A 17,182-nucleotide genomic window follows, 5' to 3' on the forward strand; every position below is an offset into this window, starting at 1 on the left:
GTCTGTCGCCGCAAGCGGCACGACAGGTCGGAGACGTGCGGAAGCAGGCAGAAACCAATGACCGGAAGGCAGCTCGGCGCGGAGCGGCGAGCCGGCTGAGGACGGGTGGAGGCATGGCGGTCCTTGAGTCAACGGCTCGCGAACAGCGGGCAGCACCACCGGCGAAGCGGCGTCGACGCGACGCCCGGCAGGCGCTCAACGCGCACTCGCCGGCGCATCGCGGTGACGGCAAGCTGGCCTGGGTGCTCATCGCCCCGGCACTGGTCGGGTTCCTGGTCTTCGCGGCCTACCCGACGCTGCGCGGGATCTACCTGAGCTTCACCGACTTCAAGGTGCTCAGCCCGCCGGAGTGGATCGGCTTCGACAACTACGTGCAACTCGCACACGACGAGGTTTTCTGGTCGGCGCTCGGCGTCACGGTCTACTTCGTGGTGCTGTCGGTGAGCATCAGCCTGGTCGTCTCGGTCGCGACCGCGGCGGTGCTGCACCGGCTCACCTCGTCGACCGTGATCCGCGGCCTGATCATCCTGCCGTTCCTCATCTCCGCGGTGGTCGCCGGCACGGTGTGGTCGTGGATGCTCGACACCCAACTCGGCGTCGTCAACATCGTCATCAAGGCGCTCGGCGGCGACGGGGTGCAGTTCCTGACCTCGCGGACCTGGGCGATCCCGTCGATCGCGCTGATCAGCGTGTGGAAGCAGATGGGCTACACGTCGATCATCATCTTCGCCGGGCTACAGACGATCCCGCCGACCATCTACGAGGCCGGCCGCGTCGACGGCGCCAGCGAGCTGAGGATGTTTCGCCGGCTGACGCTGCCGCTGTTGCGGCCTATCCTCGCGCTGGTCATCGTGCTCAACATCATCGGCGCGTTCCAGGTGTTCGACATCGTGCAGGTGACCACCAAGGGCGGGCCGGCCAACGCCTCCAACGTGCTCCAGATGTATATCTACAGCAAGGCATTCGGGCAGTTCGACTTCGGGTACGCCGCCGCCATGTCACTGTCCCTCTTCGCCGTGCTGATCGTCATCACCTTCCTGCAGATGCGCCTGCTGCGGGCGAGCGAATCGGACACGAACCAATGACCGCAACAGTCATTCGCCGGCCCCGCAGGTTCACCGTCGGACGCGGGCTCGCCTGGGCGTACCTCGTCGGTGTGCTCTTCGTGACGATCTTCCCGTTCTACTGGATCCTGCGCACCGCGCTGTCCAACAACTACGCGCTGAGCGCCCATCCGGCCTCCCTGCTGCCGGCCGGCTTCACCTGGGGACCCTTCCAGCGCGTGCTGGGCCTCGCGACCACCGAGGAGTCGATCGCCGAGGGCGGCTCCGGCGCGTCGATCCACATCGGACACTTTCTGCTGAACTCCGTCGTCTACGCGACGGTCTCGACGGTGCTGATCGTGTTCTGCTCGACGCTCGCGGCGTACGCCTTCGCGAGACTGCACTGGCGTGGCCGCGACTTCATGTTCAGCCTGTTCCTGACCGCGCTGATGGTGCCGGGCATCCTGACCCTGCTGCCCAACTTCGTGCTGATCAAGGAACTCGGGCTGCTCAACTCGTTCGCCGGCATGATCCTGCCCGGTGCGCTGTTCTCGGCCTTCAACATCTTCTTCCTGCGCCAGTTCATGCTCGGCCTGTCCACCGAGGTCGAGGAGGCGGCGCTGCTCGACGGCGCCGGCCGGCTGCGGATGCTGTTCCGGGTCACCCTGCCGATGACCAGCGGCCCGATCATCACGCTGTCGATCCTGGGCTTCATCGGGATGTGGAACGACTATTTCTGGCCGCTGCTGGTGACCAGCGACGACTCCGTACAGCCGCTGACGCTCGCGCTCGCGGTGTTCAAGCAGTCGTCGCCGCAGGCGCAACCCGACTGGGCCGGCCTGATGGCGGCGACGCTGGTCGCGGCCCTGCCGATGCTGCTGCTGTTCATGGTGTTCGGCCGGCGCATCGTCAACTCCATCGGCTTCTCGGGGATCAAATGACACTGCGACTCTCCTGGGCCGGCCCCGCCCGCGAGTGGGTCGAGGCCACCCCGCTCGGCAACGGCCGCATCGGCGCGATGGTCTTCGGCGGCGCCGACGCCCGCATCCAGGTCAACGACGCGACGATCTGGTCGGGCCACCCGGCCGGGCCGGCCGACGCCCTCGACGCGCTGGTGGCGGTCGGCGCCGGGCCCGAGCGGCTCGCCGAGGTCCGCGCGGCCATCGACGCCGGCGACCTGCGCCGCGCCGAGGCCCTGCTGATGAGCTTCGAAGGGTCGTACTCACAGGAGTTCCTGCCCTTCGTCGACCTGTCGGTGCACACCAGCGGGGTGCGGGGTAACGGCCCCGCCCGGATCCTCGACCTCGACGAGTCGCACCTGACCGAGCGCCTCGACATCGACGGCACCCCGGCCACCCGGCGCACCTTCGTCTCCGCGCCCGCCGGCTGCCTGTTCGTCGAGTACGCCGCCGACGGACCGGTGCTCGACGTCGACCTGCGCCTGTCGACCCCGCTGCGCGAGGCGGGCCGGCGCACCGAGCCGGGGGAGCTCGTGCTGGACGTGCTCGTGCCGGTCGACGGTGCACCGCTGCACGAGCCCACGGTCGCCGCGCACCGTTACGCCGACGACGGCTTCGACCACTTCGCGACCGCGGCACTCGCGGCGCACAGCGACGGAACACAGGGTCGGGACGGCGACTTCCTGTGGATCCGTGGGGCGAGCCGGCTGCTGATCGCACTGTCGACGTCGAGCCGGGCCGCACTGTGGTGGGGCGACCCGGACGGCGCCGGCTGGCGGACCTCCTCCCGCGAGGAGATCCGGGAGCGTGCCCGCGGGGCCGCACGGGCTGCCCTCGGGCAGACCGCGGCCGAGCGGTTCGCCGAGCACGTGGCCGACGTTCGTGACCACGTCTCGGGAGCGCGTTTCGCGATCGGTGGCCGGCGCGCCGGAACCTGGGACGTCGAGCGCGACATCCGGCACGGCACCGACGAGGGACTGCGGGCCACGGTCGTCGCCGAGTACGGCCGCTACCTGCTCGGCGCCTCGTCGCGAGCCGGCAACCCGGCGGCCAACCTCCAGGGCATCTGGAACGCCGACGTCCGGCCGCCGTGGTCGTCCAACTACACCATCAACATCAACACGCAGATGAACTACTGGCCGGCGCCGGTGCTAGGGCTCGACGAGTCCGCCGAGCCGCTGACCGCGCTGGTGCGCCGGATGGCCCGGACCGGCGAGGCCGTGGCGGAGCGGCTCTACGGCGCGCGCGGCTGGGTGGCGCACCACAACAGCGACCTCTGGGGCTGGAGCCTGCCGGTCGGCATGGGGCACGGCGCGCCGAGCTGGGCGATCTGGATGATGGGCGGCGTCTGGCTCACCCACAACCTCTGGGACCGCTACGAGTTCAGCGGCGACCGCAAGCTGCTCGCCGAGACGGTCTGGCCACTGCTCCGCGGCGCCGCCCAGTTCTGCCTCGACTGGCTGGTCGACGACCCGGCCACCGGTCGGCTGCGGACCATCCCGTCGACCTCACCGGAGAACCTCTACATCGGACCGGACGGGCAGCCCGAGTCCCTTGGCGCTTCGACGGCGGCGGACATCGCGCTGATCCGGTCGCTGTTCGTCCGCGCCCGCACGGCGATCGCGGAACTCGGCCTGGCCGACCCGCTGGACACCGAGCTGGCTGCCGCCCTCGACCGCCTCCCAGACCTCACGGTCGGCCCCGACGGCCGGCTGCGCGAATGGTCGACGGACCTGGCCGACGCGGACCCCCACCACCGGCACCTGTCCCCGATGGTCGCCCTCTACCCGTTGGACCTGATCACCACGCCGGAGCTGGAAGACGGTGCCCGGCGGTTCCTGGACGGCCGCGGCCCGGGCGCGATGGGCTGGTCGTGGGCCTGGAAGATCGCGCTGCGGGCCCGTCTCGGGGACGCCGCGCAGGCCCGGTCGCTCCTGCTGGAGGCGATCACCCCGTTCGACCGCGACCACCGCGAGCACGCACCCGTCGACGGATCCGACTGGGGCGGGCTGCTGCCGAACCTGTTCAGCACCCACCCGCCGGTGCAGCTCGACGGCAACTACGGGCTTGCCGCGGCGATCGCGGAGATGCTCGTGCAGAGCCACGGCGGCGTCGTCCGGCTGCTGCCCGCGCTACCGGCCGAGTGGCCGACGGGCCAGGTGACCGGGCTGCGCGTCCGCGGCGGCCTGACGCTCGACCTCGACTGGAAGGGCGGCGCGGTCCACGAAGCCGTGTTCCACGACGTGCGTGGCGCTCCACACCGGATCGTCGTGACCGACGGCCGCGCCCGGCACACCCTCGACGTCCCCGCGCACGGGGAAGCCCGCCTGACAGACCAGAACTGAACACCCGCCGGCCATCGTGACGCCGCCAGCGTCCGATGTGGATACCTCATGCCCGGCGACCCCTTGACCCACCACACCCCCAACCACACCCCACAAGTGAGGAACGGATGAAAGCACAGCGAATCGCGTCGGCGATCGCGCTCGCCGTCGTGGCGACCGCGGCGCTCGCCGCCTGCTCCAGCGATAACGGCAGTGACAGCGGCGACGCGGGCGGCAAGACCGTCAACTGGTGGACGTGGGACGAGCGGCAGGCCGCCTCGTACAAGAAATGTCTGCCCGGTTTCGAGGCGGCGAACCCTGGCATCACCGTGACCATCTCGCAGTACGCCGTCGACGACTACTTCACGAAGCTGACCGCCGGCTTCGTCTCCGGCTCGGCGCCGGACGCGTTCCAGAACAGCGTGCCGCTGCTCGGCGCGTACGCCGGTCAGCACCAGATCCTGGCCCTTGACGACCAGATCAAGAAGACCAACTACGACATGTCGATCTTCGACATCGGTGCCGACTCGTGGAAGTTCACCGACGGGAAGCAATACGGGATCCCGCTCGACTGGGCCGGCGCGGCGATCTACTTCAACGAGGACAAGGCGAAGGAAGCCGGCATCACCGCCGACCAGATCACCAACATGACCTGGAACCCCGACGACGGTGGCACCTTCGACAAGATCGTCTCGCACCTCACGGTCGACAAGAACGGCAAGCGCGGCGACGAGGCCGGGTTCGACAAGTCGAAGGTCGCCACCTACGGCATCGCGAGCCTGGCGTCCGGCGACTTCAACGGCCAGACCTCGTGGAACTCGTTCGTCTCCACGCTCGGCTGGCGGCTCGGCGACAAGCCGGCGTGGCCGACCAAGTTCCAGTACGACGACCCCAACTTCATCAAGACGCTCGAATACATCAAGGGCCTGGGCGACCGCGGCCTGATGCCGAAGTTCGGCCAGTTCACCGTCGCCGGCAGCCAGCAGATCGGGTCCGGCCAGGTCGCGATGGCCGAGGGCGGCACCTGGGACGCGACCTCGATGACCAAGATCCCCGGCGTCAAGGTGGGCGTCGCGCCGACCGTCAAGGGTCCGCAGGGCCGCTCGATGATCAGCAACTCGAACGCCAACAACATCTACGCGGGTACGAAGAACCTCGACTCCACCTGGAAGTGGGTCACCTACATGGGTTCCGAGGCCTGCCAGTCGACCGCCGGCGCAGACGCCACGTTCCTCCCGTCGATCGCCAAGTCGCTCCAGGTCGCGGTCGACGCGCAGAAGAAGGAGGGGCTCGACCTGTCGGGCTTCGTCAACGCGCTCAACAACGGCGAGCTCTACCCGGCTCCGCCGACGACCAACGGGCAGGAGGTCACGGACACGATCCAGCCGCTGTTCGAGGCCTACTTCAGCGGTGAGAAGGACAAGAGCGTGTTCCCGGAGATGGCCGCCAAGACCGCGGAGATCTTCGCCAAGTAATCCGACGGTGCCGGGGCGGGTTTCCGCCCCGGCTACCGTATCGTCCGGAACCACGCGGGATCCGCGCCGGCCGGTCGAACCACAAAGGAATCCAGCGATGCATGACGCAGACGCCGCGATCGCGCTCCTCAAAGGAGCCTCCGCGGCCGCGGCCGACGTCTTCAAGACCATCCTCACCCGGGGCCCGATCAGCCGGATCGACGTCGCGCGGCTGCTCGGCCTGTCCCAGGCGGCGGTCACCAAGGCGGTCGGCCCGCTGATCGAGGTGGGCCTGGTCTCCGACCAGCTCGAGCTGCCCCGCGACGGCCAGCCCGGCCGCCCGGCCAACCCCGTGATGGTCGTCGCCGACGCGCTCGTCTCGATCGGCGTCAAGGTCAACGCCGACGAGATCGTCGGCGTGGCGACCGACCTGACCACGCGGATCCTCGCCGTCGACCGGCGCCCGCTCAAGGTCACCGACCGCGACGTGGTGGTCGACGCGATCGAGGCCACCACGGCCCGGCTCGGCGCGCTGCTCGGCGCCCGGGCCGACCGGCTCTGCGCGGTCGGCGTCAGCGTCTCCGGCGACGTCGACACCGAGCGCGGCATCGTCCGCGAATCCGCGATCATGGGCTGGACCGACGTGCCGCTCGGCCAGATCCTGTCCGGCCGCCTCGGCCGCGACGTGCTGGTCGAGAACGACGTGCGCGCGCTGACGATCGGCGAGCACTGGTTCGGCGTCGGGGTCGGCACTGACCTGTTCGCGATCGTCACCATCGGCCGCGGCATCGGCAGCGGGCTGCACATCAACGGCGACGTCGTCGAGGGCGCCTACGGGGTCGCGGGCGAGATCGGCCACCTGCCGCTGACCTCACCCGACCGCATCTGCCCGTGCGGCCGGCGCGGCTGCGTCGAGGCGGTCGCCGCCACACCGGCCATCGTCGCCGAGGTCTCCCGCGGCCACGGCCGAAACCTGACCATCGGCGAGGTCGTCGACCTGGCCCACCACGGCGACCCGATCGCCGTCAGCACGTTCGAGCAGGCGGCGACCGTGATCGGCACCGCGATCGCGGTGCTGGCCAACCTGACCGGCCCCGAACTCGTCATCATCGGCGGCGAGGCCGTCAGCAATTTCGACCTCTTCGAGACCCACCTGCGCGCGTCGTTCGCTGAGCACGCCTTCGGCGCCGCCGGCCGCTGCCAGATCGTCACCCGGCCACACACCTTCGAAGACTGGGCCCGCGGCGCCTCCGCGTCGGCCATCCGCCGGCTGGCGGAAAACCGTTAGAGGCCGACCTGGTCGAGCAGCGCTTCGAGCTCGATCGGGGCGCCGCCGGCCAGGGCCGACCGGCGGACGGCCTCCATCAGGCAGAACGTCTCGATGCCCTCGACGAGGTCGGGGGAGTGGTCGGCACCCGAGGTCAGCGCCTCGGCGAAGTGCTCGAGGTAGTTGGCGAACTCCCCGTAGTGCATGCCGTGCACCTCGTTGTTGAAGTGGTAGTGCCGATACTCGTAGAGCATGTCCTCGACGACCTCGGTGCCGTCCGGCGCCGTGTGGACGTAGCGCATGTCGTGATACTGCGCCATCGAGGTGCCGCCCGATCCATAGAGGAGACACTCGATCGAGTTGCGGGCCCGGGGCAGCTCGTGCATCCCGTAGTGGCCGAACACCCGGCCCAGCCGGCCGTCCGCGGCGACGGCGTTGACCGAGTAGATGTCGAAGGACGGCATGCCGTGTGCCCGCGCCAGCGCCGAGCGGGCGCCGACGGCCGACACCGATGCGATCGGTCCGAGATACCAGCGCAACAGGTCGAGCGGGTGGCTCAGGCCCAGGTAGACCCAGTCGGTGCCCTCGACGATCCACGGCGCCCGGTCGTAGTACCAGTCCATCCGGTGCGTGTAGTGCGCCTCGACCACCTCGACGTCGCCGACCTCACCGCGCTCGAACGCGGCCCGCTGCCGGCGGAACGACTCGAAGAACCGGGTGGACTGGCCGACCAGCAGCCGCCGCCCGGTGCGCCGGGCCGCGGCCAGCACCTCGCGGGCGGCGGCGAAGTCGTTGACGATCGGCTTGGTGCACACCACGTCCTTGCCGGCCTCGAAGGCGGCGATGATGTGCTCGGCGTGCAGGTGGTCCGGCGTGTAGACGCCGACGATCCGGACGTCGTCGCGGGCCAGCAGGTCGGCGTAGGAGCCGGTCATCGCCACGTCGGGCACCTCGGCGCCGACCTCGGCCCGGGTCGCCGCGTCGAGGTCGCAGCCGGCCACCGGCCGCACGTTGCGGGTGCGGTAAGCGGCCAGCAGCGCCGTGCGCCCCTCGTGCAGGCCGACCACCCCGAGCCCGAGCCGGTCGGCGGCCGGCACCGACTCGTCGCGGGGGTAGGAGTGCGTCCCGCGGGCGACGCGCGGGAAGTAGCTCACGATTCCTCCTCTGTGCGGTGCACGGTGGCCCACACCTCGCGGTGGGCATCGAGGTCGCGGGGCTGCTTGCGGGCCTCGACGAGGTCGAGCACGACGGTGGTGATCTCGAACGGCCGCAGCGCGACGGTGACCCGGGAGGTCCCGTCCACCGGCAGCGGCTCGCGCACCTCGCCGAGGGTGCTGGCCCGCCAGGCGCCGGCGACCGTGCCGTCCACCACCAGGTCGGCCACGCCACCCACCCCGTCGAACTCGACCAACCGGACCAGCACGGGCCGGTCCAGGGTCGCGGTGGCGTGTCCGGGCAGGCCCGTGCCGGCGTACCCGGTCTCCCGGTAGACCGCGGTGACGGCCGCGCCCGGGAGGCCGTCGAGCCGGAGCAGCGCGAACGTCTCGTCGGGTTGGTCGTGGCCCGCGCGCGAGGGCCGGGCGACCAGGACAGGGCGGGTGAACTCCTGCGCGAGCCGCCAGCGGGTGGCGGCGGTCAGGCCCCGGTGCGCGACGACCCGCATCCGGGCGTGCAGCGCCGCCGTGAACTGCTCCTCGTCCCACGGGTCGCGCATCGACAGCACGTTCCAGAATCCCGACGTGGCGCGCAGGAAGCCCTGGCTGCCGTCGTGCAGCCAGAGCAGCCCGGCACCGTCCTGGTCGAGCAGGTCGACCAGTTGCAGCCCGGTGAACGGGTCGACGACCTCCTCGAACTCCTGCGGCGAGGTCATCCAGTCACCGGTCGGGTATTTGCGCGGGTAGCGCCCGCGGCCGGTGACCGGCGTGACCGCGTAGGGCGTGTCGTGCAGCACGGTCCGCACGTCGAGGTCGGGCTCGACGAGGGTCATCAGGCTCGCGTGGTGCCGCCCGTCGGGTGGGGCCAGCGCGTCGGCGTCGAAGGACAGGTCGACGGCGTCGAGTTCCAGCGCGAGTGCCACCGTCAACCGGATCTCGTCGCCGGCGGGAGAGCCGAGCAACACCACGACCCGATCACCATCGACGTGTACGGCAGTCGGTGCGTAACGCTGCTCGGCGCCATCCCGTTCGCAGCGCAACCCGCCGAGCCCTGCCGGCCCGTAGTCCAGTCCGTTGATCGTGGCAACCACCCCGCGCCGCCGATCGACGGTGACCGCGAAGTCGCCCCGGCGCAGCGTGATGGTGTCGCCATCGTCGTCGACCAGCACCGCCGGCACGGCCTCCCCGGCGGTGTGCACCGTCCACCCCAGCGAGGGCACTTCGACCCGGCGGCCGTCGACCACTGCTGACCGGGCCCAGCCGAGCGGGTTGACCACCACCGTCCGGCCGGCCGGGCCGGGCGTCCGCTCGGCGAGCGATGCCACGGTCCGGTCCAGCACCGCGCGGGCCAGGGCGTGGCCCCGGTCGAGGCCGGCGTAGCCGACGTGCCCGCACAGCCCTTCGCACTCGTCGTTGTCGTGGTGCTGGAAGGCCAGCAGCTCACGCCAGCCCTCCTCCAGCTCCCAGACGGGATAGACGTCCCAGTGCGGATAGGGCCGGCCGAGCCGCCCGGCGAGCACGCTCAACGACTCGGCGGCCAGCAGCGCCTGCTCGGTCTCCCGGCTGCGCCGGTGGCCGCGGTCGCCGTTCTTGCCCAGGCTCATCCCGTGGAAGACGTCGTCCATTGTGTAGCGACGCACCGGCGCGTGTTCGCCGACCGCGTCGAGCACCTCGGAAAGGGTGCCGAACCGGATGTCGAGCCCCGGTGTGGACAGCAGCTCCTTCATCCCGTCGATCAGCAACTCGGAACGGCACATCCAGTCGGTCGACGGCAGCAGCTCGAGCCACTGCTGGATCACCGGTGCCGGCGAGTCGGCCAGCAGCGGGTGCGCCCGCAGCGCGGCGAAGTCTTCCGGCCACTGATGCAGGTTGAGCGGGCCGCGTGGGGTGCTCAGGATGCGGGTGCCGTCCAGGCCCTCCCACCGGATCGCCGGCGCGTCCTCGACCGGCACGTGCGGCGTGTGCCAGGTCCATTGGAAGAACAGCGAGGCGTAGCGGTAGCCCGTGTCGGCGAGAAGCTGCGGCAACTGCGGGTAGAAGGAGAACTCCTCCTCCCAGTAGCTGACCGGACGGACGCCGAGCAGCCGCTGGACCGCGCGGACGCCGTAGGTGAGCTGGCGGACCGCCGACTCGCCGTGGTGGAACAGCGGGTAGGGCTGCCCGTAGCTGGCGCCGACGATCTCGACCGTGCCCTCGGCCACCGCGGCCCGCAGCGTGGCGAGGGCCTCCGGCTCCTCGGCGGCCATCCGCTCGTAGCCGACGCCGTCGAAGTTCAGGTTGCCCCGCGCGCCGGTGGCGCCGGTGAAGTCGAGCATGTCGCGCACGGAGGCGCCGAGCACGCCGTAGCCCCACAGCCACTGCATGTCGACCCAGTGGAAGTGGTTGCCGAAGGTGTACCAGACCGGCCGGCTCACCGGGCCGCCAGCGGAATGAACACCCGCATCGCGCCGGGCTCGCGGTTGGCCCAGGCGTAGTAGGGGATGGCCGTGACCTGAGCCTTTGCCACGGCGACCGGTCCATTGTGGAACGGTCGATAGAGCGGCCCGTCGTCGGCACCGAGAGCTGAGGCCTCGGCGGTCAGCGTGGTGACCCCGCCGAGCAGCTCGGGCCGGTGCTCGGCGGTCCACGGCTCGGCGCCGGTCAGCCGGATGTCGGCGACCGGGGTGTCGCCCTGGTCGGCCTGCTCGACGCAGTAGACCAGCGGCCCGCGGGCCAGCGCGACGCGGTGGTGTGCGGCCGCGACCCGGGGGTGCGCCGCGAGGGCCCGCACCTCGGTGCCGAAGGTCAGCTCCACGGTGTCGCCAGGCGCCCAGGTGCGCGGCAACGCGACCCGGGCCGCGTCGGTGGCCACGGTCACCGGTTCACCGTTGACCTTCACCGACACGTCGGCGCCGGCCCAGCCGGGCACCGGGAGGAACAGGGTGAACTCGGTGGGTGCTTCCGGCGTGACGGTCAGCCGGACCGTGCCTTCCCACGGCAGCTCCGTGGCCAGGTCGACGTGCACCGGCGTGCCGTCGGCCAGCCGCAGGTCGGCCTCGTTGCCGATGTAGAGCTGCACCCACAGCCCTTCGTCGCTGGTGGTGTAGAGGTAGCCGGGCAGCGAGGCGAGCAGCCGGGCGATGTTGGGCGGGCAGCAGGCGCAGCTGAACCACTCTTCCCGGCGGTGCCGGCCGGCGTCGGCCAGCGGGTTCTGGTAGAAGAACTCGGTGCCGGACTGGGAGAGGCCGGGCAGCACGCCGTTGTGCAGGGCCGTCTCCACGACGTCGCGATACTCCGGCTCGCCGGTCAGCAGCAGCATCCGCCAGGCCAGGAAGATGTGCGCGATCGCCGCGCAGGTCTCGTTGTAGGCCCGGTCCGGCAGCTCGTACGCGTCGCCGAACGCCTCTCCGTCCCACCGCGCGCCCACGCCTCCCGTGACGGCCGTCTTGCCGCCGGACAGGTCGGCCCAGAGCTGCTCCAGGGCGGTGCGCAGCTCCTCGTCGCCGGTCTCCAGCACCACGTCGGCCATCCCGGCGTAGAGGTAGAGCGCCCGCACCGCGTGCCCGGTCACCCGCGACTGCTTGCGGACCGGTTCGTGGTCGATCAGGTATTCGCTGCCGTCCAGCACCCCGGCGCCGCGCGAGTCGAGCTGCCAGGCGGCCAGGGTCAGCCAGCGCTCGTCGCCGGTGGTCCGGTAGAGCTCGACCAGCGCCATCTCCAGGCCGGGATGCCCACACGTGCCGGGCACCTCACCGGGTGCGAACCGCTCGGCGATGTGGGTGCAGGCGCGCAGCGCGACGTCGAGCAGGGCGGTCTGGCCGGTGGCCCGGACGTGCGCCACGGCCGCGGCCACCAGGTGCCCGATGCAATACATCTCGTGCCGGACCACGAGGTCGGTCCAGCGCTCGCCGACCCGGTCGACGGAGAAGTAGGTGTTGAGGTAGCCGTCGTCGTCCTGGGCGCCGGCCACCAGCTTGATCACCGAGTCGAGCCGGTCGGTCAGCTCCGGCGACGGGTCGGTGGCGAGGCTCCACGACGCCGCCTCGATCCACTTGTAGACGTCGGAGTCGGAGTAGTAGCGGCCACTGAAGTCGCCGCCGACGCTGCCGGCCGCCCGCTGGAAGTTGCGCAGCGCACCGGTCGTCTCGCACTGCGCGTGCTGGGCCGGGATCGTCACCTCCCGGTTGCGGCGCAGCCGGGGCGCCCAGAAGTCGTCCGTGATCCGGACGTCTCGCGGCGCGACCGGCCGGAGCCGGGCATGCCGGCTGGCGGAGGTGTCGACGACGGGTCCTGGGCGGTTTTCAGACATGCGGAAGCTCCAGCGCGGTGAGATGGCACCGGGCCCTGCGGGCCGGCGGTGATGTACTGGCTTTGCTCTGCACCCCTGTGGGAAGCGCCCCAGTTGGGTGGTGCTTCCTACAGGGGTGCAGAGCAAAGCCTGACGAACAGGGGGTCAGGCGTCGGGTACGAGCGGGCTGTCGTCGAGCCACTCGGTGCTGTCGGTGATCGGGGCGGGGCAGGAGGCGCGGATCGCCAGCGAGCAGGGCAGCCGGCGGATGCCGGGCTCGGGCGTGCCGTCGATGGCGCGCAGCAGGCTCTCGGCGGCCAGCCGGCCGAGCCGGTAGAGGTTCATGTCGACCGACGTCAGCGGCGGTCGGGTGGCCGCGGCCAGCAGGGTCCAGTTGTCGAAGCCGACCAGCGCCACGTCGTCGGGGATCCGCACGCCCTGCCCACTGAGCGCGTCGGCGACGCCGCGGCCGATCTGGTCGCTGCCGCAGAAGATGCCGTCGACCTGCCGGCCCGCCAGCAACCCCTGCGCGGCGTGGAAGCCGGTCCGCTCGGTGAACGGACCGTAAGTGATCAGGTCGTCGGGCAGCTCCAGGCCGGCCTCGGCGAGCGCCCGCCGGGCACCCGCGATCCGCTCCCGGACGGCGAGCACCGAGACCGGGCCGGTGATGTGCGCGATCCGGCGGCAGCCCTGGCGCAGCAGTTGCCGGGCGGCCAGCCAGCCGCCGTGCTCGTCGTCGACGGTGATGCTGCTGTCGTCGGGGTTGCTCGAGGTCGTGTAGGCGTAGAGCACCGGGAACGGCAGGCTGCGCGGCAGCGGCGGGGCCGGGTCGGTGGCGCGACCGGTCACGATCAGCCCGTCGACCCGGCGGGCCGCGAGCACGTCGAGGTAGTGCCGTTCCCGGACTGCGTCGCGCCGGGCGTCGCAGAGCAGCAGGCTCGCGGTGTCGACGGAGAGCGCGTCTTCGACTCCGCCGAGCAACGGAGGCGTGAACCGTCCGTAGCCGTCGCGGGTGAGCAGACCGACCGTGTAGGTGCGGCCGGTGGTCAGCGAACTGGCATTGCGGTTGGGCCGGAAGTCGAGATCGCGAGCGGTGTCGAGGATGCGTTGCCGGGTCTCCGGGCGCATCCGGCCCTTGCCGTTTAGGCCCTTGGAGGCGGTGGCGACGGATACGCCGGCAGCGCGGGCGATATCGCGAATCGTAGGTGCCACTAACCACCCCTTCGGGCCAGGTTGGGAAACCGCTTGCGCACGCTCGGCATCGGTTGGCTATCGAAAGTAGACGGGCCGGGCGAAGAAAAGCTAGGGGTCGAGGGCAACCCAATTTGGTTCACGCTGAGAAACTGGTTTCCCACAGCTAGACCATTGACGACGTTTCCCAGTCGCGGTTACGTTCCCTGCCAAGTTTCCGGCGGAACGCTGCTCTGCAACCCCATCCCCATGGCAGGAGCGAGATGAACGACAACGACATACCGCCCGCCACCCTCGGTGCGATCGCCCGTGGCACCTCGGTGAACCGACGGACGATGTTGCGCTGGGGGCTCGGCGCCGCGGCCGCGGTGACCGCTGGCCCCCTGCTGGCCGCCTGCGGGTCCGGCGACGACGAGGTGTCGGCCGACGGCGAGGTCACGCTCAAGGTGGTCGGCTTCCAGGTGCCGCCCGAGGAGAAGGGCTCCGAGCTCGACAAGGCGTACCAGAAGTTCCTTGCCGATTTTCAGACCCAGAACCCCAAGATCAAGATTGACTCGATCCAGGCGCCGCCGAACTTCGACACCCAGATCATCGTCGACCTGGCCTCGGGCAGCGCACCGGACCTGTGGTCGCAGGACGCCTCCAGCCTGGCCCCGCTGATCCAGCGCAAGCTGCTGCTCGACATGCGCAAGGTGACCGAGCAACTGCCGTCGCTGACGACCGACCGCTTCTTCCCGCAGGTGCTCGAGATCCACAAGGGCGAGGACGGCGGCATCTACGGGCTGCCCAACGACTTCACCCCGATGGTCGTCTACTACAACCCGACGCTGTTCACCAAGGCCGGCATCCCGGTGCCGCAGGCCGGCTGGACCTGGGACGACCAACTCGCCGCCGCTCAGAAGCTCACCCTCGACAAGAACGGGCGCAACCGGCTCGACCCGGGCTTCGACGAGGCCAACGTGGTGCAGTGGGGCTACCGGCACAGCCAGTACGCCTACCAGTGGGTCTACCGGGTCTGGCAGAACGGTGGGGACGTGGTCTCGCCGGACCACACCACCGCGACCGGCTTCCTGGACGCGCCGGCGGCCATCGAGGCGATCCAGTGGTACGCAGACCTGGTGCTCAAGCACAAGGTCGCGCCGTCACCATCCACTCTGGAGAAGCTGACCAACGCGTCGGACGCCAACGCGCTCTTCGTCGACGGCAAGTTCGCGATGTTCGACAGCGGCCACTGGTCGCTGGTCGGCCTGACCGGTGCCAAGGGCTACACGCCGGAGAAGCTGGCCGTGGTGCCGCAGCCCAAGCGGGCCACCGAGGCGACCGCGCTCTACGAGTCGAGCTTCGTGCTCCGGCACGACCTGCCCAAGGAGAAGTTCAAGGCCGCGGCGCAGTTCATCGACGCGGCCACCAGCCGCGGCTACCAGGACACCAAGGCGATCACCGGCATCGCCATCTCGGCGAACTCCGAGGCCGCCAGCGGCTCGCTGACCAGCGCCCAGGCCAAGTTCGCCAAGCTCGACAAGGTGTTCGTCGACGCCACGGCCAGCGGCCGACCCCCCTACGGCTCGAAGATCGGTGTCTACCCGACGATCGAGAAGGCGCTCGACGGGATGATGGAGAAGATCCTCCGCGGGGAGCCCGTGCAGGCCCAGGTCGCCGAAACCATCACCGCGATCAACCGCGAGCTGGCCAAGCGATGAGTTCCGCCGTTCAGGCCGGCGCCGTGCTGGAAGGTCGTGCCCCCGCGGGCGACCGTCCGGCCCGGCGCCGCCGGCGCCGGCGCTCGGAACGGGTCGGCTGGCTGTTCATCCTGCCGGCCACCGCCCACCTCCTGCTGTTCGCACTGGTGCCGATCGGGTTCAGCCTCTACCTGTCGTTCCACGAGTGGACCTCGCCCAGCTTCCTCGGCGCGCCGTTCGTGGGGTTCGACAACTACATCTCGCTGTTCAGCGACGACCCGTTCTGGCACGCGATGTGGAACACCGCCTACTACACGGTGCTGTCGGTGCCGATCGGGATGGCGGTCAGCCTCGCGCTGGCGGTCGTGGTCAACCAGAAGCTGCGCGGGATGAACGTGTTCCGCGCCGTGTTCTTCATGCCGGTGATCACCTCCTGGGTGGCCGTCTCGGTCATCTGGATCACGCTGCTGTCGCCGGACGCGGGCCTGGTCAACTACCTGTTCGACGTGCTGCACCTGCCCGCGCAGAACTGGCTGGACGACCCGCACGCGGCGATGTTCGCGATCGTGCTGATCAACACCTGGAAGACCGCCGGGTTCAGCATGGTGATCTGGCTGGCCGGGCTCCAGGCGGTTCCCCGCGAGCTGCTGGAGGCCGCCTCGATCGACGGCGCCGGCAAGTGGCGGCAGTTCCGCAGCGTGACGCTGCCCCTGCTGGCACCCACGACCATCTTCCTGGTCATCACCGGCGTCATCGGCGGCTTCCAGGTGTTCACCCCGATGTATGTGATCACCGAGGGTGGCCCGCTTGGCAGCACCGACGTCGCGGTCTACCACATCTACCAGCGGGCCTTCGAGGAGTTCTCGATGGGCTACGCGTCCGCGCAAGCCTGGGTGCTGTTCGCCGTGATCTTCGTGGTCACGCTCATCCAGCTGTGGTTCATCCGCCGGCGCGGCGAGTCGAACCTGATCTGACGGAGAGCCTGATGTCCCGACGCAAGACGACGGTGCTCGGCCTGCTGCGTGCCGCGCCGACCTACGCGATCCTGACCCTCCTCGGCGCCTTCATGCTGGTGCCGTTCCTGTGGATGGTCACGACGTCGCTCAAGCCTTCCGGCACGACGTTCTCGTATCCGCCGGACCTGATCCCGGACACGTTCGACTTCGGCAACTACGTCAACCTGTTCACCCTGGCGCCGTTCGCCAAGTATGTGCTGAACAGCGTCGTGGTCACGGTGTTGACCGTGGTCGGCCAACTCGCGTTCTGCGCCAGCGCGGCCTACGGCTTCGCCCGGTTGAGCTTCACGGGCTCGAAGTCGGTCTTCGTGCTCTTCCTGGCCACCATGATGATCCCGTTCCAGGTCACGATGATCCCGCTGTTCCTGATCGTCTTCAAACTCAACTGGGTCAACACCTACCAGGGGCTGATCGTGCCGGGCATCTCCAGCGCGTTCGCCATCTTCCTGCTCCGGCAGGCGTTCCTGACCATCCCGCGCGACTATCAGGACGCCGCCCGGATCGACGGCGCCAACGAGTTCACGGTCTTCTTCCGGATCTTCCTGCCGCTGGTGAAGCCGGCCCTGGCGACGGTCGCGGTGTTCGCGTTCATGGGCACCTGGAACGACCTGCTCTGGCCGCTGCTGATCGCCCGCGACGAGAAGATGCGCACGGTCGAGTTGGGCCTGGCCTACTTCAACGTCACATCATCGGCGTACGAGCAGCCGAACTGGCCGCTGATGATGGCCGCCTCGGTGGTCTCCCTGCTGCCGGTGGTGCTGGTCTACATCTGCGCGCAGCGCTACTTCGTGGCCGGCATCTCGCTGTCCGGCGTGAAGGGCTGACGCC

Annotated in this window: 12 protein-coding genes; 8 read left to right on the forward strand and 4 right to left on the reverse strand. The window is 70.1% G+C overall.

The features are described 5' to 3' along the window. The first annotated feature begins 113 nt into the window (after positions 1–113). The 5 genes from DFJ67_RS30205 to DFJ67_RS30225 all read left to right on the forward strand — a co-directional run bounded on the left by DFJ67_RS30205 (position 114) and on the right by DFJ67_RS30225 (position 7,068). Positions 114–1,085: a carbohydrate ABC transporter permease gene (locus DFJ67_RS30205; protein WP_116071299.1), complete on the forward strand. Its 972-nt coding sequence runs from the start codon at positions 114–116 to the stop codon at positions 1,083–1,085. After that, entirely contained in the window at positions 1,082–1,984 is a 903-nt protein-coding gene (locus DFJ67_RS30210; RefSeq protein WP_116071301.1) for a carbohydrate ABC transporter permease, read from the forward strand. Before DFJ67_RS30205 ends, DFJ67_RS30210 begins: the two co-directional genes overlap by 4 nt. Then, positions 1,981–4,347, forward strand: coding sequence for a glycosyl hydrolase family 95 catalytic domain-containing protein (locus DFJ67_RS30215; RefSeq protein WP_116071303.1), 2,367 nt, complete (start codon positions 1,981–1,983; stop codon positions 4,345–4,347). The genes DFJ67_RS30210 and DFJ67_RS30215 overlap by 4 nt, the downstream gene beginning before the upstream one ends. Before the next feature lie 107 nt (positions 4,348–4,454). Beyond that, on the forward strand, positions 4,455–5,801 hold the full coding sequence (locus DFJ67_RS30220; RefSeq protein ID WP_116071305.1) for an ABC transporter substrate-binding protein: 1,347 nt from the start codon (positions 4,455–4,457) through the stop codon (positions 5,799–5,801). A 97-nt stretch (positions 5,802–5,898) separates the two neighbouring features. After that, on the forward strand, positions 5,899–7,068 hold the full coding sequence (locus DFJ67_RS30225; protein ID WP_116071307.1) for an ROK family protein: 1,170 nt from the start codon (positions 5,899–5,901) through the stop codon (positions 7,066–7,068). Here DFJ67_RS30225 and DFJ67_RS42960 read toward each other — a convergent pair. From DFJ67_RS42960 to DFJ67_RS30245, 4 genes are all read right to left on the reverse strand, one after another. Continuing rightward, the gene (locus tag DFJ67_RS42960; RefSeq protein WP_170216052.1) at positions 7,065–8,201 is read right to left on the reverse strand and encodes a Gfo/Idh/MocA family protein; all 1,137 of its coding nucleotides are present in this window, start codon (positions 8,199–8,201) and stop codon (positions 7,065–7,067) included. The two genes, DFJ67_RS30225 and DFJ67_RS42960, sit on opposite strands and share 4 nt — an antisense overlap. Next, positions 8,198–10,615, reverse strand: a complete 2,418-nt coding sequence (locus DFJ67_RS30235) for a glycoside hydrolase family 38 N-terminal domain-containing protein (RefSeq protein ID WP_116071311.1) — start codon at positions 10,613–10,615, stop codon at positions 8,198–8,200. The genes DFJ67_RS42960 and DFJ67_RS30235 overlap by 4 nt, the downstream gene beginning before the upstream one ends. Then, positions 10,612–12,489 (reverse strand): glycoside hydrolase family 127 protein, encoded by a 1,878-nt coding sequence (locus tag DFJ67_RS30240; protein WP_116071313.1) that lies wholly within the window; start codon positions 12,487–12,489, stop codon positions 10,612–10,614. Before DFJ67_RS30240 ends, DFJ67_RS30235 begins: the two co-directional genes overlap by 4 nt. Before the next feature lie 144 nt (positions 12,490–12,633). Beyond that, complete coding sequence (locus tag DFJ67_RS30245) at positions 12,634–13,680, reverse strand: LacI family DNA-binding transcriptional regulator (protein WP_239096992.1); 1,047 nt, start codon at positions 13,678–13,680, stop codon at positions 12,634–12,636. A 242-nt stretch (positions 13,681–13,922) separates the two neighbouring features. Here DFJ67_RS30245 and DFJ67_RS30250 point away from each other — a divergent pair, with 242 nt between their 5' ends. From DFJ67_RS30250 to DFJ67_RS30260, 3 genes are read left to right on the forward strand one after another with little or no spacing between them, the layout of a single operon-like run. After that, the gene (locus tag DFJ67_RS30250; RefSeq protein WP_116071315.1) at positions 13,923–15,359 is read left to right on the forward strand and encodes an ABC transporter substrate-binding protein; all 1,437 of its coding nucleotides are present in this window, start codon (positions 13,923–13,925) and stop codon (positions 15,357–15,359) included. Beyond that, complete coding sequence (locus tag DFJ67_RS30255; RefSeq protein WP_116071317.1) at positions 15,356–16,312, forward strand: carbohydrate ABC transporter permease; 957 nt, start codon at positions 15,356–15,358, stop codon at positions 16,310–16,312. The genes DFJ67_RS30250 and DFJ67_RS30255 overlap by 4 nt, the downstream gene beginning before the upstream one ends. An 11-nt stretch (positions 16,313–16,323) precedes the next feature. Further along, positions 16,324–17,178: a carbohydrate ABC transporter permease gene (locus DFJ67_RS30260; RefSeq protein WP_116071319.1), complete on the forward strand. Its 855-nt coding sequence runs from the start codon at positions 16,324–16,326 to the stop codon at positions 17,176–17,178. Positions 17,179–17,182: the final 4 nt, after the last annotated feature.

The sequence above is a fragment of the Asanoa ferruginea genome (assembly GCF_003387075.1).
Lineage (GTDB): Bacteria > Actinomycetota > Actinomycetes > Mycobacteriales > Micromonosporaceae > Asanoa > Asanoa ferruginea.